This window comes from Aidingimonas lacisalsi, from assembly GCF_008079445.1.
Classification (GTDB): domain Bacteria; phylum Pseudomonadota; class Gammaproteobacteria; order Pseudomonadales; family Halomonadaceae; genus Aidingimonas; species Aidingimonas lacisalsi.
On the sequence record NZ_VRYH01000006.1, the window covers coordinates 148,043 to 171,169 of the forward strand.

Sequence of the window (23,127 nt, forward strand, 5' to 3'; positions counted from 1 at the left end):
CCTGGCTATGAGGGCGATGGAGGGTGTGCTGGGCAATGACACTTTGTTGACAAGCTCGTTTGGTGTTATAGTGAACGGTGTTTGATAATGAATGGCTGCCTGGCGGATGCCCATGATACGACAACGGACTCTTAAGAATACCATTCGCGCCACGGGTGTGGGATTGCACTCGGGGGAAAAGGTCTATCTGACGCTGCGACCTGCGCCTGCCAACGCAGGCATCGTTTTCGTGCGTACGGATCTGGATCCAATGGTGCATATTGCTGCTCGCGCGGAGAATGTCACTGATACGACACTTTGCACAGCCCTGTCGCAAGGGGGAGCCAAGGTGGCAACGGTCGAGCACCTCATGTCGGCATTCGCGGGGTTGGGTATCGACAATGCCTACGTGGATGTCAGTGCTCCCGAAGTCCCGATCATGGACGGCAGCGCCGGGCCATTCGTCTTCTTGATTCAGTCAGCCGGGATCACTGAGCAAGAGGCGCCCAAGAAGTTCATCCGCATCAAGCGGGAAATCGGAGTTCGTGAAGATGACAAAGAGGCCGTGTTTCTACCGCATGACGGTTTCAAAGTCTCTTTTGCCATCGATTTCGACCATCCCGTCATCGAATTGCAGAAGCAGAGCGCTGTTGTCGATTTTTCCACGACGTCTTTCGTAAGAGAAGTCTCTCGAGCGCGCACCTTCGGATTCATGCGTGATCTGGAGTTTCTGCGCTCTCATAATCTGGCGCTCGGGGGGAGCCTGGATAACGCCATCGTGGTCGATGATTATCGCATCGTGAATGAAGGTGGTTTGCGTTATGACGATGAGTTCGTCAAGCACAAGGTACTGGATGCCATCGGCGACCTCTATCAATTGGGACATAGCCTGATCGGAGAGTTTCGAGGGGTCAAATCAGGCCATGCCTTGAATAACCAGCTCTGTCGCGCCATGCTGCAGCAACCCGATGCTTGGGAAATCGTCACGTTCGAGGACGAGGCAGCACGTGCGCCTATTTCCTATGCAGCACCGGCCATGGCATAGATAGAATGTTGTCGAAGTGATGCCGCCAGTGTCCCATGGCCGTCAGCGCCGCCTTCCAATGAGGCGGCGTTTTAGGTTGTCCTGCACTGTCAACTGATGAATGGCGCTACGATCCTGACCGTGCGTCGGCATCTAGCGATGACGTTCGGCATGGGAGGCGAGGCGTTCCAGAGAACGCTTGAGACGGGGATTTTCTGTGTCGGCGGCGCAACTGGACAATTCATCGGCGGCGGCTGTCGGAAGCCGGCGCACTTGACGTTGTGGCGGTTTCGGCGGGTGGATGGGGCGCACCTTGAAGTTAAGGCCAAGCACACTTTCCAGTTCGGGCATGCGATGTAATACCGTCAGCAGTTGTGTTTGCTGAAAGCGCAACCAAGTCAACCAGGCAGCCTGATCCGTAATCACCGTCAGTTTACCCTGACGGTAACCGCCGACGAAAACGTGTTCTCGCATCTCCTCGGGAAGCACCTGACGCAATTCGTTCTGCGCGCGCTCAATCAGCGTTGCCGTTCGCATCAAGTGGCCGAGATCCCCTTGTCCGGCCAGGAGGGAATTCACGGGCTGGGCGCGGAAACGCTTAACCTTTATACTCATGTGTTTGCTCTGCAAGGCCCAGTGACAACTGCCTGATACCCTAGCACGAACAGGAGTGCGCCAACAGTATGAGCCACACGACGACAGCACCCGACGAGACCGGATCGGGGGCCGTAACGGCTTCGCCGCGCGGCATGATCACCCGTTGGTGGTTGGCGGGACTGTTGGTGGGTTGTCTGTTACCGGCAACCCTGCTCCATGCCGAGCCGGGGCGGGCCGTTGAACGTGTCACTCAGATATGCCTGTTGGCGCCCGACGTCATTCGCGCCCGGAGTCGACATATTGCCTACCGGTGGCGTTGGTATCCCCGGCTATCCCTGCCTGCGCTACCGCGCATCAACGTGGTCTCATGGTGGCCGTTGCGACGTCTCCCGAGCGCTGCTCATGATCTCCTGTCTTGCCGGGGCCCACCAGCATGGCGCGTGAAAACCGTCCGATACCCTTAATGAACAGCGCAGCCGGGAACATACCATCCTCTGGAGAGAGGTGACGCTGCGCTTTGGCAGAGACTGGACAATCCATGCTCAATACGTTGTTACGCAAAGTCGTTGGTACGAAAAACGACCGTGAAGTGAAACGCCTGGGTAAGCTTGTCACCCAGATCAATGCGCTAGAGCCCCAGTTCGAGTCGCTGGATGATGCATCGCTGACAGCGCAAACAGCCGCGTTTCGTGATCGTCTTGCCGGTGGGGAAGACCTGGAAAAGCTGCTGCCTGAGGCTTTTGCTACGGTACGGGAGGCCAGTAAGCGGGCCATGGGCATGCGCCACTTCGATGTACAGTTGATTGGTGGACTGGCACTTCACCGTGGTCGAATCGCTGAGATGAAGACCGGTGAAGGCAAGACTTTGGTCGCAACCTTGGCCGTTTATCTGAACGCGCTTTCCGGTCAGGGCGTGCATGTCGTCACGGTCAACGACTATCTGGCGAGTCGTGATGCCGAGTGGATGCGGCCTCTATATGAATTGCTGGGACTTTCCGTCGGTACCATCTATTCGGGACAATCATCGGTGCAGAAGCGAGCGGCCTATGCTTGCGATATCACCTATGGCACCAACAATGAATTCGGCTTCGATTACCTGCGCGATAACATGGCCTTTTCGCTGGAAGACAAGGTCCAGCGGGAATTGCATTACGCCATCGTCGATGAAGTGGATTCGATCCTTATCGATGAAGCACGGACACCTCTTATCATCTCCGGTCCCGTCGAAGAGAACACCGACCTGTACAAGGTGGTCGATCGTCTGGCCACAGAGGTTGAACCCTGCAGTGACCCCGAAGACCCCACGTCTGGTGACTTCACGCTCGACGAAAAGCACAAGCAGGTGGAATTGACGGAGCAAGGCCATAACAAGGTCGAGTCGTTGATGCGTCAGCAGGAATTGCTCAGCGAAGAGGATTCGCTTTACGCGGCCAAGAACCTCAACTTGCTGCAACACATGCACTCGGCGTTACGTGCCAGGCACCTGTATCAGCGTGATGTGGATTACATCATCAATGATGATCAGGTCGTCATCGTTGACGAACATACAGGGCGTACCATGCCTGGCCGGCGTTGGTCGGAAGGTCTGCACCAGGCAGTGGAGGCCAAGGAAGGCGTCACCGTCCAGCGGGAAAGTCAAACGCTGGCATCCACGACGTTCCAGAACTATTTCCGGCTTTATGACAAGCTGGCCGGCATGACCGGTACGGCGGATACCGAGGCATTCGAGTTTCGGCAGATCTATGGACTCGATGTCATGGTCATCCCCACTAACAAGCCGATGATCCGTGAAGATCTCAACGATCTCGTCTATCTCAGTGAAGAAGAAAAGTTCGAAGCCATCATTGCCGACGTGAAAGCTGCGACCGAGTCGGGGCGTCCGGTACTGGTAGGTACCGCCTCCATCGAGAGTTCCGAACGCTTGGCCGAGATGATGAAACGCGAGGGCATGAGCTTCAATGTGCTCAATGCCAAGCAACACCAGCAGGAAGCGGAGGTCATTGCCCAAGCCGGTCGTCCTGGCGCCATTACCATTGCCACCAATATGGCGGGTCGTGGTACGGATATCGTTCTCGGCGGCAACTGGGAGGCTGAAGCTGCTAAACTCGATGACTCCAGTCAGGAGCAGCTCGACGCTATCAAGTCAGCATGGCAAGAGCGGCATGATACCGTACTCGAAGCAGGTGGCTTGTATGTCGTGGGGACGGAGCGTCATGAATCTCGACGCATCGACAACCAGTTGCGAGGCCGTGCAGGGCGCCAGGGTGACCCGGGTGCGACACGCTTCTTCCTCTCTCTGGAGGATAACCTCATGCGCCTGTTCGGTTCCGAGCGGGTCCAGAAACTGATGGGGGCTTTGGGGCTGGAGCATGGCGAAGCGATCGAGCACAAGATGGTGTCCAATGCCGTCGAACGCGCGCAGAAAAAAGTGGAGGGGCGTAACTTCGATATCCGTAAGCAACTGCTCGAGTACGACGACGTTGCCAACGATCAACGTCGGGTCATCTATGAGCAGCGCAACGAAATCCTCGCGGCTGACGATGTGTCCAGCAACGTTATGGGCATTCGAGAGGAGGTGCTTGATGAAGCAATCAGCAGTTTCGTTCCTCCTCAGAGCTTGCCGGAGTTGTGGGATCTTCAAGGATTACAGGACCATCTGAAAGCCGAGTTCAATCTGGAGGTGCCCATCGTTCAGTGGGCCGAAGACGATGATCATTTCCACGAAGAGCAGTTGCGCGAACGCTTGCAGACGCAGCATAGAGAAGCGTATTCCGCCAAGGTGGAAGCTGTCGGTGAAGAGTTGATGCGTCGGTTCGAAAAGCAAGTCATGCTTCAGGTCCTCGATACGCGCTGGAAAGAGCACTTGCAGTCCATGGATCATTTGCGTCGCGGTATCCATTTGCGGGGGTATGCACAGAAAAATCCCAAGCAGGAATACAAGCGGGAAGCGTTCGAACTTTTCCAGCAATTGTTGACCAATATCAAATCCGACGTCACTCGCATACTCAGTCATGTTCAGGTTCGCCGCCGTGAAGAGGTCGAGGAGCTCGAACGCCAGCGGCGAGAGACGCTCGAGCGTGAGAAAGCCACTGCCGCATCGCGACACGATGAACAACCGGAAGCGGAAGATGAGCAAGACGACAAGCGGATTCGCCCACCCGGGGCCGATGGTCGGCCATTGCGTCGTGAAGGTCCCAAGGTGGGTCGTAATGATCCTTGTACCTGTGGCTCGGGCAAGAAATACAAGCAGTGTTGCGGCAAGCTGAACTGAGGAGACAGTATCATGGCGGTGGGAACAGTCCGGTTTCCAGCCATGCCGTCCATTGACGGTATTCGGTTGGGCACGGCGATGGCGGGTATCAAGAAGCCCAACCGCCGTGACCTGGTGGTGATAGAGATCCCGGAGGGCGCGAGTGTCGCAGGTACGTTCACGCGCAATGCCTTTTGTGCAGCGCCAGTGCACCTGGCCAAGGCTAATTTGTCGACTTGTGTACAGGCAGGCGCATCACCACGTTACTTGTTGATCAACACTGGCAATGCCAATGCCGGGACAGGCGAGGCAGGTATGGAGGACGCCAGGTCCTGTTGTACGGAGTTGGGCCGGTTGGCGGGCGTCGATCCCGAGGCGGTATTGCCTTTTTCAACCGGGGTGATAGGCGAATCGCTGCCCATGCAGTCCTTGTTGTCTGGCCTTCCCCAGGCGCTGGCATCACTGGACGAGGATGGCTGGATGCAGGCCGCCGAAGGCATCTTGACCACTGACACTCGTCCCAAGGGGGCCACGGTCAGCGTCGAGATCGAGGGGCAGACCGTCACCATCAATGGAATAGGCAAGGGCTCAGGCATGATACAGCCGAACATGGCGACCATGCTGGCGTTTGTCACTACGAATGCAACGGTGGCTCAAAACCCGTTGACCGAATGGTTGCAAAGTGGCGTTCGGCGCTCGTTCAACTCGATCACGGTCGACAGCGATACCTCCACCAATGATGCATGCATGCTGGTATCTACCGGTCGGGGGCCACGTGTGGAGAGCGAAGAAGCCGTGCGTCGTTTTCGTCTTGCCCTCGATGAGGTGCTGATCGATCTGGCACAGCAGGTCGTGCGTGATGGAGAAGGGGCGACCAAGTTCGTCACTCTGGAAGTGAGCGAAGCACGTACGTATGAAGAAGCGCGCAACGTGGCGTTCACCGTGGCGCACTCGCCGTTGGTCAAGACGGCACTCTATGCTTCCGACGCCAACTGGGGCCGTATTCTGGCGGCCGTCGGACGGGCGCCTGTCGAAGATTTCGATGTCGAACGCGTCAGGATCGACCTGGGAGAGATCCGGCTCGTCGAGAATGGAGGACGTGCCACCGGCTATACCGAGGAAGCGGGTAGTGCAGTCATGGCCGAGGACGACATTACTATCCGGATTCGCCTCGGTCGGGGCAAGGCCGAAACGACTGTATGGACGTCGGATTTGTCCCATGATTATGTATCGATCAATGCCGATTATCGGAGTTGATCTCGCTGAACTGTCGTTTTCATGGTGGAAAGGGGTTAATGGACACAATGGTAAAGAGAAGGGTGCATGTAGCGGCGGCGGCCATGGTCAGTGGCGACGGCCTCAGAGTGCTGATTGCACGTCGACCGTCGACCGTCGACCAGGGAGGCCTATGGGAGTTCCCTGGTGGCAAGCTGGCACCCTATGAAACCGGCTTCGAGGCTCTGAAGCGCGAGTTGCATGAAGAGTTGGGCGTGGAAATTCAACGTGCCCAGCCCCTGATTCGCGTCCATCACGAATATCCGGATAAGCACGTACTGATGGATGTCTGGCAGGTTCGTGATTATGCCGGTGAACCATTCGGTCGAGAAGGCCAGGCGGTGCGCTGGGTCGGTTTGACGGACCTCTTCAATTATCCCTTTCCCGCAGCGAATATGCCGATTCTTCGCGCGGTCATGTTACCGACCGAGTACCTGATTACAGCCGAAGAGGCGAGCGACGATACGTTTCTGACCAAACTGGAACGCGCTCTGCGTGAAGATGGCGTTCGTCTGGTCCAATTGCGCGCGAAGACACTGGAACCGGAAGCGTACGTATCTAGAGCCGAGCAGGCCCTGGCACTGTGCCGTCGGTACGATGCCCGCTTGTTGCTCAATGGCGATCCGGCGCTGCTCGACACGGTGGATGCCGACGGCATTCATTTGACCAGTGAGCATTTGATGAAGCTGGAACGGCGTCCGTTGGCCGAGAACAAGTGGCTGGCAGCATCGACGCACGATCATGCGCAACTGGAACAGGCGGGTCGCATTGGGTGCGACTTCGTGACCCTGTCGCCGTTGCGTACCACACCGACCCATCCCGATGTCGCTCCTATGGGGTGGCACGATTTCCAGCAACTCGTGGAGCGTGCTGCGATGCCGGTCTTTGCCTTGGGAGGCATGACCCGCCACGATGCAGACCATGCTCGCAGCGTGGGGGCACAAGGTATCGCCTCCATTCGGGATTTCTGGAAATGAGAAAGTAGCAGGCAGGCAGAAGAGGGAGCGCATATTGCTGTTTCACACCCCCAGGCAGCGTCGTCCCTCTTCTAGTCTTGCCGCGGCGCTTGTGTGTCTTTAGTCCCGATACCGCCGCGTCAGGTCACCATAGGCATCGATCCGACGGTCGCGAAGGTATGGCCACATACGGCGCGTGTGTTCGCTACGCGACAGATCCAGTTCGATGCACAGGGCTTCGTCGTCTTGCCCCGCATGGGCGAGCAGTTCGCCTTGTGGTCCGCATATGAAACTGCCCCCCCAAAAGTCGATGCCTGCGCTGACTCCGGAGCGGTCAGGTTCATGGCCGACCCGGTTGGCGACCATCACCGGTAGCCCATTGGCCACTCCGTGAGACCGCTGAATCAAGGTCCAGGCCTCTCGCTGGCGGTTTTTTTCGGCGTCGTCGTCGGGTGGATGCCAACCAATGGCAGTGGGATACAGCAGGAGCTCGGCGCCGGCCAGCGCCATGAGACGCGCGGCTTCGGGATACCATTGATCCCAGCATACCAGTACGCCTAATCGCCCGACCGAGGTCTCGATCGGTTGAAATCCCTGACTGCCGTCACTCTCGCCGGGCGTGAAATAAAACTTTTCATAGAATCCCGGATCATCGGGAATGTGCATCTTGCGATAATGTCCTACGCGTCCTTGCTGTCGGTCATAGACGACCGCTGTATTGTGATAGATGCCTGGCGCCCGCCGTTCGAACAGTGAGCCGACCAAGACAATATCGAGTTCTGCGGCGAGCCCGGCCAGCCTCTCGCCAGTGGGACCATCCAGGGGTTCGGCCAGCTCGAAGAGGTCGGCATCTTCGTACTGACAGAAGTAGTGGGTGGCATGCAGTTCCTGAAGCAATACTAGATCCACACCATCGGTGGCCAGACGACGAAGAGCGGCTTCACTGGCCGCTAAGCTTTCGGCCTTGTCGGGCCAGGCGGTTTGTTGCACGAGGCCCACTTTCAGCGTTGTCGACATAATGGATTCCTTCGAGGGGACGCTCTTCATGGTGACAGATTGAGACTGCCGCGTGGAAGTTGCATGGTTAGACAATGCAAGCTGCCATGTTGTCGAATCACATGGCGACAATCGATGGGAATGATGTCGCGTTCAGGGAACGCGCCGGCCAATGCCTGGATCGCCCGTGTATCTGCCGCATCACCATAGATGGGGATGAGTACGGCACCATTGATGATCAGGAAATTGGCATAAGTTGCCGGCAGTCGATGGCCGTCTTCCGGGTCATGGCAAGGGGCTGGCAAGGGTAATGGAATCAGACGGTAAGGTTTCCCGTCGGGGCGACGCATAGCCTGCAGTTCGGCTTCCATGGCACGCAGCGGGGCAAAGTGCGAGTCGCTATCGTTTTCGCAACGAACATAAGCGATGGTGTCCGGAGCACAGAAGCGTGCCAGGGTATCGATGTGGCTGTCGGTGTCATCCCCTTCCAGATGACCGTTTTCCAGCCATAGGAAGCGCTCGATACCCAATGCCTCACTCAGGTTGGCCTCCAGTGCAGCCCGATCGAGATGTGGGTTGCGGTTGGCGTTGAGCAGGCAAGCCGTCGTGGTCAATAGCGTTCCTTGCCCGTCCGTGTCGATGGCACCTCCTTCCAGAACCAGCGATTGGCTTGCTACCGAGGTAGTGAACGCGCCAGCGTGGGCCAGGCGACTGGTCAGGGTGTTGTCGAGATCGGCTGGGAACTTGCCGCCCCAGCCGGTGAAGGTGTAATCGAGCAACTGCGGTTGCCCACCTCGCTCCACGCTGATCGGACCATGATCACGTGCCCAACTGTCATTACTCGGTGCGATATAAAGTCGCACCTTATCTGCTGGAATGCCGAGTCGGGTGAAGGTGGCCGACAAGCGAGTACGTGTCGCTTCGTCCGACACGCTGATCAGGACATGCTGGTAGCGGGTAATGGCAATGACCAAGGTCGCGAAAGTGGCTTCAATGGACGCGAGCATGGCAGCCCAGTCACTATCGGGTGCGGGCCATGTCAGTTGTATCGCATCCTGATGACACCATTCGGGGAACAAGCGGTTAGCCATGACTGTCTCTCGCCGGTATGCTCTTGGCGGGTGATCGTCCGCCAGTTGGGAAAGGCAATGTATGATCGGCGTTTGCGGAAAGCAAGTAATGTCGATCACCGTGCCCGACGATGCACCTATTGGTAAAAAAACGTACCATGAGCGCCCGTTGACAAGGAACCGATCGCGATGCTCGACCGTTTGCCGTTTATGCTGGGCTTGCGCTATGTTCGCGCCAAGCGCCGCAATCATTTCATTTCATTCATTTCATTGACCTCGATGCTGGGACTGACGCTCGGTGTGGCGGTGCTGATCCTGGTCCTGTCGGTCATGAATGGTTTCGACCATGAGCTCCGTACCCGTGTTCTGGGCATGGTGCCCCACACCAAGATCGAGAAGCCGGGGGGAATCGAGGATTGGCAAGGTCTCTCTGAACGTCTGACCGAACGAGAGCGAGTCATCGGCGCGGCGCCCTACGTCGAACAGCAGGGCATGTTTTCGGTGGGCGGCCGCAACGAAGGGGCGATGGTCAATGGGATCGAACCTTCCCGGGAAACAGCGGTATCGATCGTCGATGAACACATGGTCCGCGGCAGCCTGGATGAGCTGGTGCCTGGCGAATGGCATGTCGTTCTCGGCAGTCTGCTGGCACGCAACCTGGGCGTCGGTGTCGGAGATCAGGTGACCTTGCTGGTACCCGAAGCCTCCATTAACCCGGCGGGCGTGTTTCCACGTCTCAAGCGTTTCACGGTCAGTGGTATCTTCAGCGTAGGGGCCGACCTCGATGGTAGTCTGGCCTACGCCAACATCGAGGACATGCAGCGCTTGGCACGTCTGGGAGATGCCGTAGGAGGGGTACGTCTGGAACTCGACGACCTTTTCGCAGCCAGCAATGAAACGCAGGCGATCGTCAATGAGCTAGGGGGCGATTACCGTGGGCTCGACTGGACATATACCCGCGGTAACTTGTTCGACGCCATTGCCATGGAAAAGCGCATGATAGGGTTGTTGTTGACCGTCATCATTGCCGTGGCGGCTTTCAACATCGTCTCAACGCTTGTCATGGTCGTGACCGACAAGCACGCTGATATCGCCATCTTGCGAACCATTGGCGCGACACCACGTTCGATCATGGGGATATTCATCGTGCAGGGATTGGCGATCGGGTTCATCGGTATTCTGGCCGGTGTCGTGCTCGGCATTGCGTTGGCATTGAGTATCTCCGATGTCATCGGCTGGCTCGAAAGCGTCCTGAATATCCAGTTCCTCAATGCCAATGTGTACTTCATCAGTGATTTGCCGTCACGACTCAACTGGGGAGACGTGGGTAATATCGTCGCGGCTGCGGTAACGCTGACGTTCCTGTCGACACTATATCCCGCCTGGCGTGCGTCGCGTGTTCAGCCGGCCGAGGTGTTGCGCTATGAATGAGGAGATCGCTATGGAAGGTCATGAACACGGCGTCGAGGTCAATACGGGCGTGCTCTTGCATTGCCAGGGGTTGACTCGCACATACCGAGAAGGCCCGCGTGATCTCACGGTACTGAACGCATTGAGTCTTGATGTGCGTGCCGGAGAACGAGTCGCGGTCGTTGGCAGTTCGGGATCCGGCAAGACGACGCTACTCAATCTCCTGGGGGGGCTGGACACACCGAGTGCCGGGGAAGTCAGGGTCGCTGGTCAGGCCTTGTCCGAACTCAATGACGCTGAACTGGGACGTTTCAGAAACCGTCATATCGGCTTTGTCTATCAATTTCACCATTTGCTGGCGGAGTTGACGGCACTGGAAAATGTCGCACTGCCCCTGGTCATCCGGGGGCAAAAGAGAGCACAAGCCCAGGCGCGTGCCAGAGAGATACTCGCTCGGGTAGGCATGGACGCCCGGGCAGATCACAAACCCGGGGAACTATCCGGTGGCGAGCGTCAACGCGTTGCTATCGCCCGCGCTCTGGTCACCGACCCCAGCCTGGTTCTCATGGATGAGCCAACGGGCAATCTTGATCAGGCGACGGCGGCAAACATCCTGTCGTTGATGGACGAACTGGCAGAGACCACTGCGTGTGCTTTTGTGGTAGTGACGCATGATCATGCGCTCGCCAACCACCAGGACCGTGTCATGCGGTTGGATGAAGGCCATCTTTCTTCGGTGTAAGGTCCTTGAGTCGCTAACGGCGTTGGAGTGCCAGCCGGCGCCGCTTGCGACGCCGCCAGCTGCGTGAAACTTGCCAGCGCCAGATCAAACGAATGGTGATATTGCCCAACAGTCCGGCGATTACTGCGCTGACGATCGAACCAATGGCCAGCGCAGGCAGGATATCCAGCATTTGTTCAGCGACCCAGCGCGTCGATAGTTGGTCCGGTGCTTCCCGAGCCGGGGTATTCAACACCCAGCTACCCAGGCGGTAATTGCCGTAGAAGATCAGTGGCATGGTCAGTGGATTGGTGATCCAGACCAGTCCAAGCGAGAGTGGGAGGTTGCAGCGCAGGAGCCAGGCGCCGAAGGCGGCCAGCAGCATCTGAAAGGGAATGGGGAGCAAGGCGCTGAACAGGCCGACCATGAATGCGTTGGCCACGCTGCGACGCGACAGCATCCAGAGCGACGCATCACCGATGAGAGGCCCGACGATACGTAACGAGCGGTTACGCTTGAGGACCTCGGGACGCGGAAGATAACGCTGCAGAAACCGGCGCGGCATGGCGTCTCCCTGGATTGGCGGATTTGGGGTATTATCCATACAAGTCTTGCGTCTCGCCATGGCATGCATGTGAACGGTCATGGCAGATAATACCGAGGGCAACGGAATGCATATCGGTTGGGCTCTGCCATTGGCGTTTGCCGCCATGGCAGGCGTCGTGCTGGGAGGCTGGATGCCGCCTGGCATGTTCGAGATCTGGGCGCTGATCACATTACTGACGGCCCGTCGTCTCCACAGTCTACTCGTGCTGCTGGTTCTGGCCTGGACGGCGTCGTCCATTCTATTGGCCGATGGCGCCGAATTGGTCGATGGGTTGTCACGCCAGGATGTGCGTCTGCAAGGGCGTATCCTTGCCAGTGACACCAAGCGTGACGTGACTCGGTTGCGAGTTGCGGTCGAGCAGTGTCAGCCGCTGTCGTCTCGATTACCAGCGTGTGACAACCTCGAGCAGGTACGGTTATCCCTTTACGATGACCTCGATATCCAAGTGGGTGACGATTGGGCACTGACCGTGCGACTGCGTCCCCCCAGTGGTTTTGCCAATCCTCAGACATTCGATTACCGCGGCTGGCTATGGCGGGAGGGAATCGGTGCGACCGGCTACGTGCGCAGCGAACCGAGTGCCAGGCGTATGGCCGAGGCCCCGGCTACCTTGCGTCGACTGGCGCTTAGCTATCTGGATGAACGGGCTCTCGATGACCGGACTCGACGATGGCTCGCGGCACTTACGTTGGGAGCTGGCGAACGTCTCACCGCTGACGATTGGTCTTTGCTCAATGGCAGTGGCACGACACATCTTGTCGTGATATCCGGCCTGCATGTGGGGCTGGTGGCTGCTGGCACGCTGTGGTTGTTGCGTGGGGTGGCGCTCTGGCTGTCGCCCCGACGTTGGCGCATGGCGGTCTGGCCTTGGTGGGGAGCCGGCGTGGCAGCGGCTGGGTACGCTTGGTTGGCGGGTCTTGATTCACCGGCCATGCGTGCCATGATCATGACACTGGTGGGCTTATGGGTCGCCAGCGGTCGTCATGCTCCCGGTACCTGGCAAGCATGGTGGCTAGCCCTCGGATTGGTGGTCATTAGCGATCCTCTGTCGGTATGGCGGCCTGGCCTATGGCTGTCGTTCCTGGCCGTCGGGCTGCTGATCCTGATATGGCAAGGCCGCGCCCGCCCACGCGGCGTTGGTGGCTGGTTATCGGCACTGGTGAGAACGCAGTTGCTATTGGCGCCGTTGATGGCGGCCGCAGCGTTGTGGGCATTCCACCGGTTGGCTCCCGCGGCACCGTTCATCAATCTGCTAGCCGTGCCATGGGTCAGTAGCGTATTGGTGCCCTTGGGCATGTCTGGCTGGCTGGTCGCTTGGTCCCCTGCACTGGCGGAACTGTGCTGGTCCGCTTTTGCATTGGCTCGCCAATGCCTTCATGACGCGCTCTCCATTGGCATCGCTCTGCTGCCTGTCTGGACGCCACCTGACTGGTTGGTCGTTCCGTTGATTCTGTCTCTGGCGTCGTTGTCGATATGGTGGGCGATTCCCGGATTACCGCTGCCATTACGCTGTCTGGCCAGCGTGGTCTTCTGTGTGTTGCCGGTCACTCTAGATGCCCCCAGCCCCGCTGCGGGCGAGTTATGGATGCGCGTCATGGACGTCGGACAGGGATTGGCGGTTGAATTACGCACACAACATCATCATGCACTGTACGATCTTGGTCCCCGGTTTCGATCCGGGTTCATGCCGCTGGAGGGTATGTGGCCGGCCGGTCGCCAGTTCGACAGAGTCATTGTCAGTCATGGGGATATGGACCATGCCGGTGGTCTCGAAGCATTGGAAGTGCATGAGGTCGCCAGTTGGGTCTCCCCTGCGAGCGAAGCGCCGGATGATTCGTTTGCTCCCTGCCAGCAAGGCGATATCTGGCGGTGGGACGGTGTGACTTTTCGTATCTTATGGCCGCCTCCTGGAGAGCAGCCGGCATTGTCGAGTAATGACCGCTCCTGTGTGTTGCTGATCGAGACGTCTCGGCAGCGAGTGCTCCTGCCCGGCGATGCCGACCGCTCGGTCGAGCGCCGACTGCTCGCCTCGCTGGAGGGGCCGCTGGATGTGCTGGTTGCCGGGCACCATGGCAGCCGGACCAGCTCCGGTTCCAGATTCGTCACTGCGACGATGCCAGGACACGTCATCTTCAGTTCGGCCCGTGACAATGCGTTCGGACATCCTGACGACGATGTCGTCAGACGCTTCCGTCGGCAGGCGAGCTGCCTGTGGAATACGGCCAGTGATGGTGCCGTGACACTGGAACTGGGCAGGACGACGAGTCAGGTGACGGCCGAACGACCACCCGTCGGTGTCGGCTCTCGATGCCATCAGGTAGAATCGTTGCGCAACCGGGGATCGACGGTCGATCGAAGTCATCAACAGTAGTGGAGTTAGCGTGACTCAGGATTCGGGTTGGTCTTCATACAAGCAACTGCTGGGCTATGTCAGGCCTCACTGGCGTTCGTTCTCTCTGGCTGTCGTGGGTTATGCCATCTATGCGGCGTCGAGTACGGCCCTGGCGGAAATGATGAAACGACTGATCGACGGCATTCAGGAGCCGGATGCCGCCTTTCGGTTGTTTCTGCCGTTGTTCGTGGTGGGGATGTTCGCGGCACGCGGGTTGGGGACCTTTCTGGGGACCTACTTCATGAGCGATGTGGCGCGCAACATCGTTCATGCCCTGCGCTGTAATGTCTTCAACCACATGCTGCATTTGCCCGGCCGCTTCTTTGACGCCCACTCCAGCGGCCATCTGATCTCGCGGGTGACCTATCATGTTGAACAGGTCACGGGTGCCGCCACACGGGCCGTCACGATTCTACTGCGTGAAGGCTTGTTCGTGATCGGCCTGGTCGGATATCTGCTGTGGACCAACTGGCTGTTGACCTTGCTCTTCCTGGCTGTCACGCCGTTGATCGGGGGCGTGGTAAGATTCGCCAGTAAGCGGTTTCGCCGCCTGTCTCGTCGCATCCAACACTCCATGGGAGACGTGACCCATGTGGCGTCCGAGGCCTTATCCGGTTATCGCGTCGTTCGGACACATGGTGCGGAAGAGTACGAGAAACGGCGTTTCGCTGACGTCAGTGAATACAATCGCCAGCAGAGCATGAAAGAGGCGTTGACCAAGGCCATCAGTACGCCAGTCATCCAGTTGCTGATTGCTCTGGCATTGGCGTCCTTGGTGTGGTTGGCAATGTCTCCCGCCTTGATGGCCGATATGACGCCTGGCGAATTCGTCGCGTTCATCACTGCGGCGGCGTTGATGGCCAAGCCGGTACGCCAATTGACCGATATCAACAGCGAAATCCAGAAAGGGATCGCTGCCTCGGGGGAACTCTTCGGTTTGCTGCGCGAACCGCCGGAACCAGACGAGGGGCGGCGGGATCCGGAGCCTCTGCAAGGCCAGGTCAGCCTGGTGGGCGTTCATTTCGCGTATGACGACGGCCAACCCGAAGTCCTCAAGGGTATCGACCTTGAGGTCGAGCCCGGCGAGATGGTCGCGATTGTCGGGCGTTCCGGTAGTGGTAAGTCGACACTGGTCAGCTTACTGCCACGCTTCTATCGACCGACGGCCGGAGAGATCTGTCTCGATGGCATTCCCATTGACGAGTATCGACTATCACCGTTACGCCGACAGATCGCTCTGGTATCCCAGCAGGTGACCCTGTTCAATGCCAGCATTGCCGACAATATTGCCTATGGTGTTAGCGAAGCGCCTCGTAGTCGGATCGAAGCGGCTGCACGGGCGGCTTACGCCCATGAGTTCATCGAACGAATGCCGCAGGGATACGATAGTGTGATCGGCGACAACGGCGTCATGCTATCCGGGGGACAGCGTCAGCGACTGGCCATTGCCCGTGCCATCTTCAAGAATGCGCCGATCCTGATTCTTGATGAAGCGACCTCGGCCCTGGATACCGAATCCGAGCGCTATATCCAGCGTGCCCTGGAAGAAGTCTGCCGTGGGCGCACGACATTCGTCATCGCGCATCGTTTGTCCACGATCGAACGGGCGGACAGGATTCTGGTCATGGAGCACGGTGAGATCGTCGAGCAGGGGGGGCACGACGAACTGCTCGCCCGTGGTGGGGCCTATGCCGCATTGCATCGGTTGCAGTTCCAGGAGACGACATGAGCCTGTCGTCACGCCTGCTTGATGCCTGGTATGCCGACGCTGCCTGGCTCAAGACATTACGTCCCCTGGCCTGGTGTTATCGGCACCTGATGATACAGCGTGCCAAGGCCTATACCTCGGGGGACAAGGCGGTCTGGCAAGCGCCTGTGCCGGTCATCGTGATCGGCAATATCACGGTAGGCGGGACCGGCAAGTCGCCATTGGTATCGTGGCTGGCACATTGGTTGCTGGCGCGTGGCTGGCAGCCGGGCATCGTGTCGCGCGGTTATGGAGGAGCGGGGCATGATCACCCGCTAATGGTGACGCCCGAAACACCCGCCAGTGCCTGTGGCGATGAACCTGCCATGCTGGCGGCGCAAGTCAAGGTGCCTCTCGTTGTGGATCCTGATAGGCCACGCGGCGCTCGTCGACTGCTCGAGGAAGGGTGCGATATCCTATTGGCCGATGATGGGTTGCAGCACTTGGCCTTGGGGAGAGATATCGAGTTGGTCGTCGTGGATGGCCAGCGCGGGTTCGGCAATGGCGTATGCTTGCCGGCTGGACCCTTGCGCGAACCGGTATCGAGATTGCAGCGTGTCGATGCCGTCATCATCAATGGCACGCCACGATTCACGCCGCCACGAGGTGCCTATCGCATGATACTCGAACCCCAGCAGTGGCGTCGTTTACTCGATGATCAGGCATGTCCGCTGGTACCGGCTCCGTTTGCGCAACCGGTACACGCAGTCGCGGGCATCGGCCATCCGCAGCGCTTCTTTGCAACTCTGGATGCCCTGGGCGTGGAGTATGACGCCCATGCTTATTCGGATCACCATGACTTTCGGGCTCAGGATCTTGCGTTTGCCGACCCACGCCCGATTGTCATGACCGCCAAGGATGCCGTGAAGTGCCGCGGTTTTGCCGGGGCCGAATGCTGGGCGCTCGATGTGGCTGCTAGCCCCGATGCCGCATTCGTCGAGTGGTTGTCGCAACGGCTTGCCACACTGCATGCTGAGAGAGGCAAGGCTCTATAGGGGGTGAGGGATTCTCACGCTTCGAAGAGGAATGACAATGGATAAGCAACTATTGGCCATGTTGGTGTGCCCGCTCTGCCAGGGCAAACTGAAATACGATCGCGATAACGGCGAGCTCAAATGTCATTTCGATGGCTTGGCCTTTCCGATTCGAGACGGTATTCCGGTCATGCTGGAAGATGAAGCTCGGGTGATGTCAGTCGACGAAAAGCTGGGCAAAACGGTGCCTGGACCCGATAGTGGCCGGAGCGATTCTGCATGAGTGACTATACAGTCGTGATTCCGGCGCGTTATGCATCGAGCCGCTTGCCGGGTAAGCCATTGCTGGATATCGCTGGGGAGCCGATGATCGTTCATGTCTGGCGTTTGGCCGGCCTGAGCGGGGCGTCTCGCGTTGTGGTGGCCACCGACGATGAACGTATTCGGGATGCCATCCTGACGGTCGGTGGCGAGGCCTTGATGACGGATCGCGATCACCCGTCGGGAACGGATCGTCTGGCTGAAGTGGCAGATCGTTTATCTCTGGCGCCGGACGAGATTCTCGTCAATGTGCAGGGCGATGAGCCTCTGTTGCCGCCCGGCCTGATCGAGCAGACAGCGCTACGCTTGGCCGATGACCCTGTCGCATCGATAGCGACGCTTGCTGAGCCCATTGCGAGCGTCGATGCACTGTTCAATCCCAACGTGGTCAAAGTGGTACGCGATCTCGAAGGGCGAGCCCTCTATTTCTCCCGCGCGCCGGTTCCCTGGGATCGAGACGCTTTCACGAACCGTCCGCAACTGTTGGCGCATGATGCCTGGCTCCGACATATCGGGTTGTACGCATACCGTGCGGGATTTCTGTTCGCATATCGTCAGTGGTCTCCGTCCTCTTTGGAACAACTCGAACAACTGGAACAGTTGCGTGCGCTGCAGCACGGTCATCGCATTTTGGTGGCGCTGGCGCGCGAGCCGCATCCCGCTGGTGTGGATTCTCCGGATGATCTGGAGCGAGTGCGAACCTGGTTGACCACAGCAGCTTCAAAGGGATAAGTACGACATGCGTATCTTGCTGGTTTGTCTCGGCAATATCTGTCGATCGCCTACCGCGGAAGCCATACTGCGGCAGCGTCTGGTTGCCGCGGGACTCGGTGATGTCGTGACTGTGGATTCCTGCGGTACCGGACCGTGGCATGTGGGAGAACCGCCGGATCCACGCGCGCAAAGGGCAGCAGCCAGGCGTGGCATCGATATGAGCGATTTACGTGCGCGACAGCTCGAAGAGGCGGATTTCTATCGCCATCAGTTGCTGTTGGCCATGGACCATGACAATCTCTCAGTCATTGAATCGCGTCGGCCCGTCGACAGCCGTGCCGAGATCGGACTGTTTCTTGACGTGGCCGGCATGCAGACGCAGGCGATCCCCGACCCGTACTTTGGTGGCGGTGATGGGTTTGACGGTGTGCTGGACTTGATCGAATCCGGAGCCGATGGACTGATTGCCCATCTGAAAGAGCGTCTGGAGCCACGCCGGTGACTCTCGAATGGCAGCGGGATCGCGATCTCACCGATGCCAATACGCTCAGGCTCGTTTGTCGGGCTGACCGCTACGTTGCGGCCGAGACACCTGAAGAGTTGCAGCGGGCCTGCCTCGTTGCCCATGAACAAGGCTGGCCCCTTACCGTTCTCGGGGGCGGCAGCAATCTGGTCCTGGGACCACGCTTGGGTGGGCTGACCGTCAAACCGGTATTTGCACAATGGTGGCAGGAATCGATCGATACCGATACGGTTCGAATTCATGCCGACGCAGGAGTGACCTGGCACGATCTGGTCATGTCGGTGGCGCAGCAAGGGTTGTGGGGTATCGAGAATCTGGCGCTGATTCCTGGACATTGCGGTGCGGCTCCCATCCAGAATATCGGTGCCTACGGTGTCGAACTGGCAGACGTATTGGAGTCGGTTGAGGTGCTTGATCCGGAAAATGGTGATCTGGCCGTCATGAGCGCGGCCGATTGCGAGTTCGGGTATCGAGATAGTGTCTTCAAACGTGACTTATCAGGGCGTGCGATCATTACACGAATGGTGCTGCGCCTGGATCGTCGCGCCTGTCCGCGCCTGGACTATGGCAATCTGGCAGAGTGTGTAGGACGCCCCGACCCTACCGCGCTGGACGTTGCTGAGGCAGTGTGCCGAGTTCGGCGTGACAAGCTGCCTGATCCGACTGTATTGGGCAATGCGGGGAGTTTCTTCAAGAATCCGATCGTGACCGCTCATCACGCAGACGCGCTGTTCCATGAGTATCCGGAGTTGCCTCACTTTGCTCTGCCGGATGGCCGGGTCAAGATTGCGGCAGGCTGGTTGATCGAACGGTGTGGCTTCAAGGGGGTTCGACAAGGGGCCTTCGGTGTGCATGAACGGCAAGCGCTGGTACTGGTGCATCATGGTGGGGGGGAAGCGGCTGAGTTGTTGGCGTTCGCCGATGATATTGCCCGGCAAGTGAGCGAACGATTTGATGTCATGCTCGAGCGCGAGCCACGAGTGATTGGCGCATGACGGCTTGAGCGTCAAACGGGCCGGCCAACGACAAAGCCCGCAGCCATGGCTGCGGGCTTTGTCGTGGAGGGGCCTTGAGAGAGATCTTAGTGCTGGCCGCTTTCCGTGGTGCCTTGCTGTTCGCGTCGGCGAATTTCGCGTGGATCGTTGTGGGCCCGTCGCCGCCGTCTAGCACGTTCCGCTTGAGTTTCGTCCCTGGCATCAGCTTTCTGAGCCGGCTCGGAGTCGGGCGAAGCCGCGGTCTCTTCCGCGTTGGCGATCGCCTCGGTGGTTTGATGGTTCGTAGTTTCCGGCTCGCCGTGCGAGACGCTGCTACTGGCAGCTTCACCACTTGTTACAGCCGAGACGGCTGCGTCATCGTCTTGAGGTGCCTCGGTTTGCGCTTCCTCGGCCGCGGAGGACACCGTTTCCATCGGGGACCGCTGGTCATCGGTGGATGCCGGTTCGGCTTCTGTCAGTGGCGACGGCGTTGCTTCCGGTGCCGAGGTTTGCGGCTCGTCCGCCGCGCTCGTATCAACGGGCTCGGTGACATTCTCCTCGACCTCGGCAGCAGCATTGCTCCGGTCGCTGTCAGCGGGTTGCTGGTCGTTCGCGGTGGCCGATTCAGCGGCCTGCTGAGAGGCCTTGGACTGATTCTCGGACGTATCACCATCGGTGACGGTTTGAGGAGTCTCCACCGACTGGTCCGTCAGCGTCGGTGCGTCGGGGACCTGCGACTCATCCTGGGCTGGCTTGTCAGGGGTGGTTTGCGAGTGTTGAGCACTCGTGTCGGTCGGAGACTCGGTCTGCGAGGCCTGGCGGGGGGATGATGTCTTCGCTGCAGAGCTGGTTTTCTGCTCACCCGCCTGCTGAGACGCTTGCTGATTCTCCGCCACGGACTGGGAGGCGTCAGAGGCCTCGGTCTCATTGGGTGACTGCTCGGTGTGAGCGTCAGCGGTTACCGTTGCATGTGCCGGGTCGGAGGAGTCGGCATTGTCCGCTTCGGTCTGCAACTGCTTCTGTTCGGCTTCGGCCTTGGGGTTGATGGCATGCTTACGTGTACGCTTGCGCGGGTTGTTGCGTGTGCGCTTCGGTTTGCCATCCGGGGCTTCCTGCTTAGTGCTCGGTTCGCTGCCATTGCCCGTTTTGGCTTTTTCCGGCGCTGGCTTGTTGGCCCCGTCACGTTGCTGTTTGGCTGGCGCTGACGAGCTATTCGACTGGCGTTGATTATCCTGCTGACCGCCGCGTTGACGCGTATTGCGTCCTTCGCCTTTACGGTTACCATTGCCGGATTGAGTCTCGGACTTGGCACTTGAACGACTGTCGTCGCCGGCAGACTGACGCTGCTGCCCCTTGGCGCGATTATCGTCTCGTTCCTGGTTGCCATTGCGACCGCGTTGGCGGCGTTGACCACCGCCACTGCGAGAACTCGGCTCCTGATTCGATGATGCTGTCGTGTCATCACGATTCGCGTTGTCGCGTGGCGCTTGCTGCCGGTTCCGTGTCGAGGTGGCTGGTTGTTCGGCCGACTGAGTCGTTTGACGAGCACTGGAGGGCTCGTTGCCACCTAATAGCTTCCCGAAGCCCTTGAACAGGCGTGTAATGACGCTGGTTTCGCCTGTCGCTTGATCCTGCTGGGCCTTGGGCGTCGGTGCCGCTTGGGGGGCTTCCCTTTGTAATGACGCCGGTGCAGGCGCATTGTGAGTTACGCTCTTGACGGCGGCTTCGTCTCTTTGGACCGGCTTGTCGATCTCGGTTGCCGGGTCGCGACCGACCTCGCTATCGGTGGAGAGTTCGAAACTTGACTTGTCTGAGCCGTCGCCATCCAGATGGTCGTCGCGCAGCCGTTGAACGTCGTAATGCGGCGTATCCATATCGGCACTCGGCAGAAGTACCAGTTGTACGCTCTGACGTCGTTCGATGTCGGCCAGGACATTGCGCTTCTCATTGAGCAGGTAGGTCGCAACCGATACCGGCAAGATGGCTCGGATATGTGCGCTCCGTTCTTTCATTGCCTCTTCTTCGATCAGCCTGAGGATCGAAAGCGACAAGGATCGAACATCGCGGATCGTGCCTTGACCGACGCAGCGTGGACAGACCACGCCACTGGTTTCACCCAGGGACGGACGGAGTCGCTGGCGTGACATCTCCATCAGACCGAAACGGGAAATCCGGCCGATCTGGACTCGCGCCCGATCCAGTTTGAGAGCATCACGGGTCCGGTTCTCGACCTCTCGCTGATTGCGGGCAGGGCTCATGTCGATGAAGTCTATGACCACCAAACCACCGATGTCCCTGAGTCGTAATTGACGAGCGATCTCGTCAGCCGCTTCCAGGTTGGTCTGCAGAGCCGTTTCCTCGATATCGCTTCCTCGTGTCGCTCTTGACGAGTTGATATCGATGGAAACCAGTGCTTCGGTATGATCGATAACGATCGAGCCTCCGGAAGGTAACTTGACTTCACGCTGGTAGGCGGTTTCGATCTGCGATTCGATCTGGAATCGGGAGAAGAGTGGCACCTCGTCAGCATAGAGCTTGATCTTCTGCTGGTAGGAGGGCATTACCTGTCGAATGAACGCCAACGCTTCCTGATGAATTTCGGGGCTATCGATCAGGACTTCGCCGATGTCGTGACGCAAATAGTCACGCATGGCGCGAATGATGACATTGGATTCACGATAGATCAGAAAAGGCGCGGGGCGCTTGCCGGCTTCTTCGGTGATCGATTCCCATACTTGAACCAGATAATCCAGATCCCACTGAAGCTCTTCCGGTGTACGCCCGATCCCGGCCGTACGCACGATCACTCCCATCTTGTCGGGCAAGGTCAGTTGCCCCATGGCTTCCTTGAGCTGGCTGCGTTCTTCGCCTTCGATCCGGCGAGAAATGCCGCCGGCGCGAGGATTGTTGGGCATCAATACCAGAAAACGGCCGGCCAGGCTGATGAAGGTCGTCAAGGCGGCGCCCTTGTTGCCGCGCTCCTCCTTATCGACCTGTACGATGATTTCCTGGCCTTCTTTCAGGACGTCTTTGATATTGGGGCGCCCGGAAGACTCCTTGACGAAGTACTCGCGGGAGATTTCCTTGAGAGGGAGGAAGCCATGACGGTCGGCTCCAAAATCGACGAAGGCAGCCTCCAGGGAGGGCTCGATGCGGGTAATCTTGCCGCGATAGATATTGGCTTTTTTTTGCTCCCGGGCACCGGATTCGATGTCCAGGTCATAGAGGCGTTGACCATCGACCAGCGCGACGCGCAGCTCTTCCGGCTGGGTCGCATTGATGAGCATTCTTTTCATGTCGTCTCGCTAACTAAGGGCGTGCCGTAAGGTGCCCTATGGCGTCGACGAAGGCGAACCTTTGGGTGCTGCGTGCTTGTGCTCAGTTCATGTCATGAATGCAATACTGCGCTTCACCGTCACGGAACGGCATCGTTCCGCATCATGAGCGGCTGACCATGTTGTGAGTACGCGGCGGTGGCAGGACATATCGCGGAGAACATGTCGCTCATCCGGCCCTGCTGTCTACCGCCAGACACCTGGCATTCATCGATTCGCCAACGCCGGCTTCCGGCACGCGATGACTAAGCCCCGTGGCCTT

The 23,127-nt window shown here is 58.7% G+C and carries 19 protein-coding genes; 14 read left to right on the plus strand and 5 right to left on the minus strand.

Annotation, left to right across the window (positions count from 1 at the left end):
* Positions 1–112: 112 nt before the first annotated feature.
* Positions 113–1,024, plus strand: a complete 912-nt coding sequence (lpxC, locus tag FVV99_RS13865) for a UDP-3-O-acyl-N-acetylglucosamine deacetylase (protein ID WP_148254679.1) — start codon at positions 113–115, stop codon at positions 1,022–1,024.
* Positions 1,025–1,156: 132 nt separating this feature from the next.
* Here the strand turns inward: lpxC and FVV99_RS13870 are convergent, their stop codons facing one another.
* Positions 1,157–1,618, minus strand: a complete 462-nt coding sequence (locus tag FVV99_RS13870) for a DUF721 domain-containing protein (protein WP_148254680.1) — start codon at positions 1,616–1,618, stop codon at positions 1,157–1,159.
* Positions 1,619–1,686: 68 nt separating this feature from the next.
* Between FVV99_RS13870 and FVV99_RS13875 the strand changes: the two genes are divergently transcribed.
* From FVV99_RS13875 to FVV99_RS13890, 4 genes are all read left to right on the plus strand, one after another.
* Positions 1,687–2,064, plus strand: a complete 378-nt coding sequence (locus FVV99_RS13875; RefSeq protein ID WP_236645415.1) for a hypothetical protein — start codon at positions 1,687–1,689, stop codon at positions 2,062–2,064.
* A gap of 74 nt (positions 2,065–2,138) precedes the next feature.
* On the plus strand, positions 2,139–4,871 hold the full coding sequence (gene secA / locus FVV99_RS13880) for a preprotein translocase subunit SecA (RefSeq protein WP_148254681.1): 2,733 nt from the start codon (positions 2,139–2,141) through the stop codon (positions 4,869–4,871).
* Between the two features lie 12 nt (positions 4,872–4,883).
* Complete coding sequence (gene argJ / locus FVV99_RS13885) at positions 4,884–6,107, plus strand: bifunctional glutamate N-acetyltransferase/amino-acid acetyltransferase ArgJ (RefSeq protein ID WP_148254682.1); 1,224 nt, start codon at positions 4,884–4,886, stop codon at positions 6,105–6,107.
* A gap of 47 nt (positions 6,108–6,154) precedes the next feature.
* Complete coding sequence (locus FVV99_RS13890; protein WP_148254817.1) at positions 6,155–7,102, plus strand: Nudix family hydrolase; 948 nt, start codon at positions 6,155–6,157, stop codon at positions 7,100–7,102.
* Positions 7,103–7,201: 99 nt separating this feature from the next.
* Here the strand turns inward: FVV99_RS13890 and FVV99_RS13895 are convergent, their stop codons facing one another.
* Both FVV99_RS13895 and FVV99_RS13900 read right to left on the minus strand, forming a co-directional pair.
* Positions 7,202–8,098, minus strand: coding sequence for a carbon-nitrogen hydrolase (locus tag FVV99_RS13895; protein ID WP_148254683.1), 897 nt, complete (start codon positions 8,096–8,098; stop codon positions 7,202–7,204).
* Positions 8,099–8,124: 26 nt separating this feature from the next.
* On the minus strand, positions 8,125–9,168 hold the full coding sequence (locus tag FVV99_RS13900) for an agmatine deiminase family protein (protein ID WP_148254684.1): 1,044 nt from the start codon (positions 9,166–9,168) through the stop codon (positions 8,125–8,127).
* Between the two features lie 168 nt (positions 9,169–9,336).
* Here FVV99_RS13900 and FVV99_RS13905 point away from each other — a divergent pair, with 168 nt between their 5' ends.
* Positions 9,337–10,578 carry a lipoprotein-releasing ABC transporter permease subunit gene (locus FVV99_RS13905; RefSeq protein WP_148254685.1) on the plus strand — a complete coding sequence of 414 codons (1,242 nt, stop codon included), beginning with the start codon at positions 9,337–9,339 and terminating at the stop codon, positions 10,576–10,578.
* Positions 10,579–10,588: 10 nt separating this feature from the next.
* Positions 10,589–11,299 (plus strand): ABC transporter ATP-binding protein, encoded by a 711-nt coding sequence (locus FVV99_RS13910; RefSeq protein ID WP_148254686.1) that lies wholly within the window; start codon positions 10,589–10,591, stop codon positions 11,297–11,299.
* A gap of 13 nt (positions 11,300–11,312) precedes the next feature.
* Here the strand turns inward: FVV99_RS13910 and FVV99_RS13915 are convergent, their stop codons facing one another.
* Positions 11,313–11,843 (minus strand): DUF2062 domain-containing protein, encoded by a 531-nt coding sequence (locus FVV99_RS13915; RefSeq protein ID WP_148254687.1) that lies wholly within the window; start codon positions 11,841–11,843, stop codon positions 11,313–11,315.
* A 79-nt stretch (positions 11,844–11,922) separates the two neighbouring features.
* Between FVV99_RS13915 and FVV99_RS13920 the strand changes: the two genes are divergently transcribed.
* From FVV99_RS13920 to murB, 7 genes are read left to right on the plus strand one after another with little or no spacing between them, the layout of a single operon-like run.
* Entirely contained in the window at positions 11,923–14,256 is a 2,334-nt protein-coding gene (locus FVV99_RS13920; protein ID WP_236645416.1) for a DNA internalization-related competence protein ComEC/Rec2, read from the plus strand.
* 10 nt (positions 14,257–14,266) lie between these two features.
* Positions 14,267–16,006: a lipid A export permease/ATP-binding protein MsbA gene (msbA, locus tag FVV99_RS13925; RefSeq protein WP_148254688.1), complete on the plus strand. Its 1,740-nt coding sequence runs from the start codon at positions 14,267–14,269 to the stop codon at positions 16,004–16,006.
* Positions 16,003–17,019 carry a tetraacyldisaccharide 4'-kinase gene (gene lpxK, locus FVV99_RS13930; RefSeq protein ID WP_148254689.1) on the plus strand — a complete coding sequence of 339 codons (1,017 nt, stop codon included), beginning with the start codon at positions 16,003–16,005 and terminating at the stop codon, positions 17,017–17,019. The genes msbA and lpxK overlap by 4 nt, the downstream gene beginning before the upstream one ends.
* A gap of 37 nt (positions 17,020–17,056) precedes the next feature.
* On the plus strand, positions 17,057–17,281 hold the full coding sequence (locus FVV99_RS13935; RefSeq protein WP_148254690.1) for a Trm112 family protein: 225 nt from the start codon (positions 17,057–17,059) through the stop codon (positions 17,279–17,281).
* Complete coding sequence (kdsB, locus tag FVV99_RS13940; protein WP_148254691.1) at positions 17,278–18,051, plus strand: 3-deoxy-manno-octulosonate cytidylyltransferase; 774 nt, start codon at positions 17,278–17,280, stop codon at positions 18,049–18,051. The genes FVV99_RS13935 and kdsB overlap by 4 nt, the downstream gene beginning before the upstream one ends.
* A 7-nt stretch (positions 18,052–18,058) precedes the next feature.
* A complete protein-coding gene (locus tag FVV99_RS13945; protein WP_148254692.1) occupies positions 18,059–18,535 on the plus strand; it encodes a low molecular weight protein-tyrosine-phosphatase in 477 nt (158 codons plus the stop codon).
* Entirely contained in the window at positions 18,532–19,551 is a 1,020-nt protein-coding gene (gene murB, locus FVV99_RS13950) for a UDP-N-acetylmuramate dehydrogenase (protein ID WP_148254693.1), read from the plus strand. The genes FVV99_RS13945 and murB overlap by 4 nt, the downstream gene beginning before the upstream one ends.
* An 86-nt stretch (positions 19,552–19,637) precedes the next feature.
* Here the strand turns inward: murB and rne are convergent, their stop codons facing one another.
* The gene (gene rne, locus FVV99_RS13955; RefSeq protein WP_148254694.1) at positions 19,638–22,826 is read right to left on the minus strand and encodes a ribonuclease E; all 3,189 of its coding nucleotides are present in this window, start codon (positions 22,824–22,826) and stop codon (positions 19,638–19,640) included.
* Positions 22,827–23,127: the final 301 nt, after the last annotated feature.

What these genes read in the sequence shown, in the direction of transcription:
- lpxC (WP_148254679.1), top strand. Translation starts at nt 113, where the DNA reads ATGATACGACAACGGACTCTTAAGAATACCATTCGCGCCACGGGTGTG.
- FVV99_RS13870 (WP_148254680.1), bottom strand. Translation starts at nt 1,618, where the DNA reads ATGAGTATAAAGGTTAAGCGTTTCCGCGCCCAGCCCGTGAATTCCCTC.
- FVV99_RS13875 (WP_236645415.1), top strand. Translation starts at nt 1,687, where the DNA reads ATGAGCCACACGACGACAGCACCCGACGAGACCGGATCGGGGGCCGTA.
- secA (WP_148254681.1), top strand. Translation starts at nt 2,139, where the DNA reads ATGCTCAATACGTTGTTACGCAAAGTCGTTGGTACGAAAAACGACCGT.
- argJ (WP_148254682.1), top strand. Translation starts at nt 4,884, where the DNA reads ATGGCGGTGGGAACAGTCCGGTTTCCAGCCATGCCGTCCATTGACGGT.
- FVV99_RS13890 (WP_148254817.1), top strand. Translation starts at nt 6,155, where the DNA reads ATGGTAAAGAGAAGGGTGCATGTAGCGGCGGCGGCCATGGTCAGTGGC.
- FVV99_RS13895 (WP_148254683.1), bottom strand. Translation starts at nt 8,098, where the DNA reads ATGTCGACAACGCTGAAAGTGGGCCTCGTGCAACAAACCGCCTGGCCC.
- FVV99_RS13900 (WP_148254684.1), bottom strand. Translation starts at nt 9,168, where the DNA reads ATGGCTAACCGCTTGTTCCCCGAATGGTGTCATCAGGATGCGATACAA.
- FVV99_RS13905 (WP_148254685.1), top strand. Translation starts at nt 9,337, where the DNA reads ATGCTCGACCGTTTGCCGTTTATGCTGGGCTTGCGCTATGTTCGCGCC.
- FVV99_RS13910 (WP_148254686.1), top strand. Translation starts at nt 10,589, where the DNA reads ATGGAAGGTCATGAACACGGCGTCGAGGTCAATACGGGCGTGCTCTTG.
- FVV99_RS13915 (WP_148254687.1), bottom strand. Translation starts at nt 11,843, where the DNA reads ATGCCGCGCCGGTTTCTGCAGCGTTATCTTCCGCGTCCCGAGGTCCTC.
- FVV99_RS13920 (WP_236645416.1), top strand. Translation starts at nt 11,923, where the DNA reads ATGGCAGATAATACCGAGGGCAACGGAATGCATATCGGTTGGGCTCTG.
- lpxK (WP_148254689.1), top strand. Translation starts at nt 16,003, where the DNA reads ATGAGCCTGTCGTCACGCCTGCTTGATGCCTGGTATGCCGACGCTGCC.
- FVV99_RS13935 (WP_148254690.1), top strand. Translation starts at nt 17,057, where the DNA reads ATGGATAAGCAACTATTGGCCATGTTGGTGTGCCCGCTCTGCCAGGGC.
- kdsB (WP_148254691.1), top strand. Translation starts at nt 17,278, where the DNA reads ATGAGTGACTATACAGTCGTGATTCCGGCGCGTTATGCATCGAGCCGC.
- FVV99_RS13945 (WP_148254692.1), top strand. Translation starts at nt 18,059, where the DNA reads ATGCGTATCTTGCTGGTTTGTCTCGGCAATATCTGTCGATCGCCTACC.
- rne (WP_148254694.1), bottom strand. Translation starts at nt 22,826, where the DNA reads ATGAAAAGAATGCTCATCAATGCGACCCAGCCGGAAGAGCTGCGCGTC.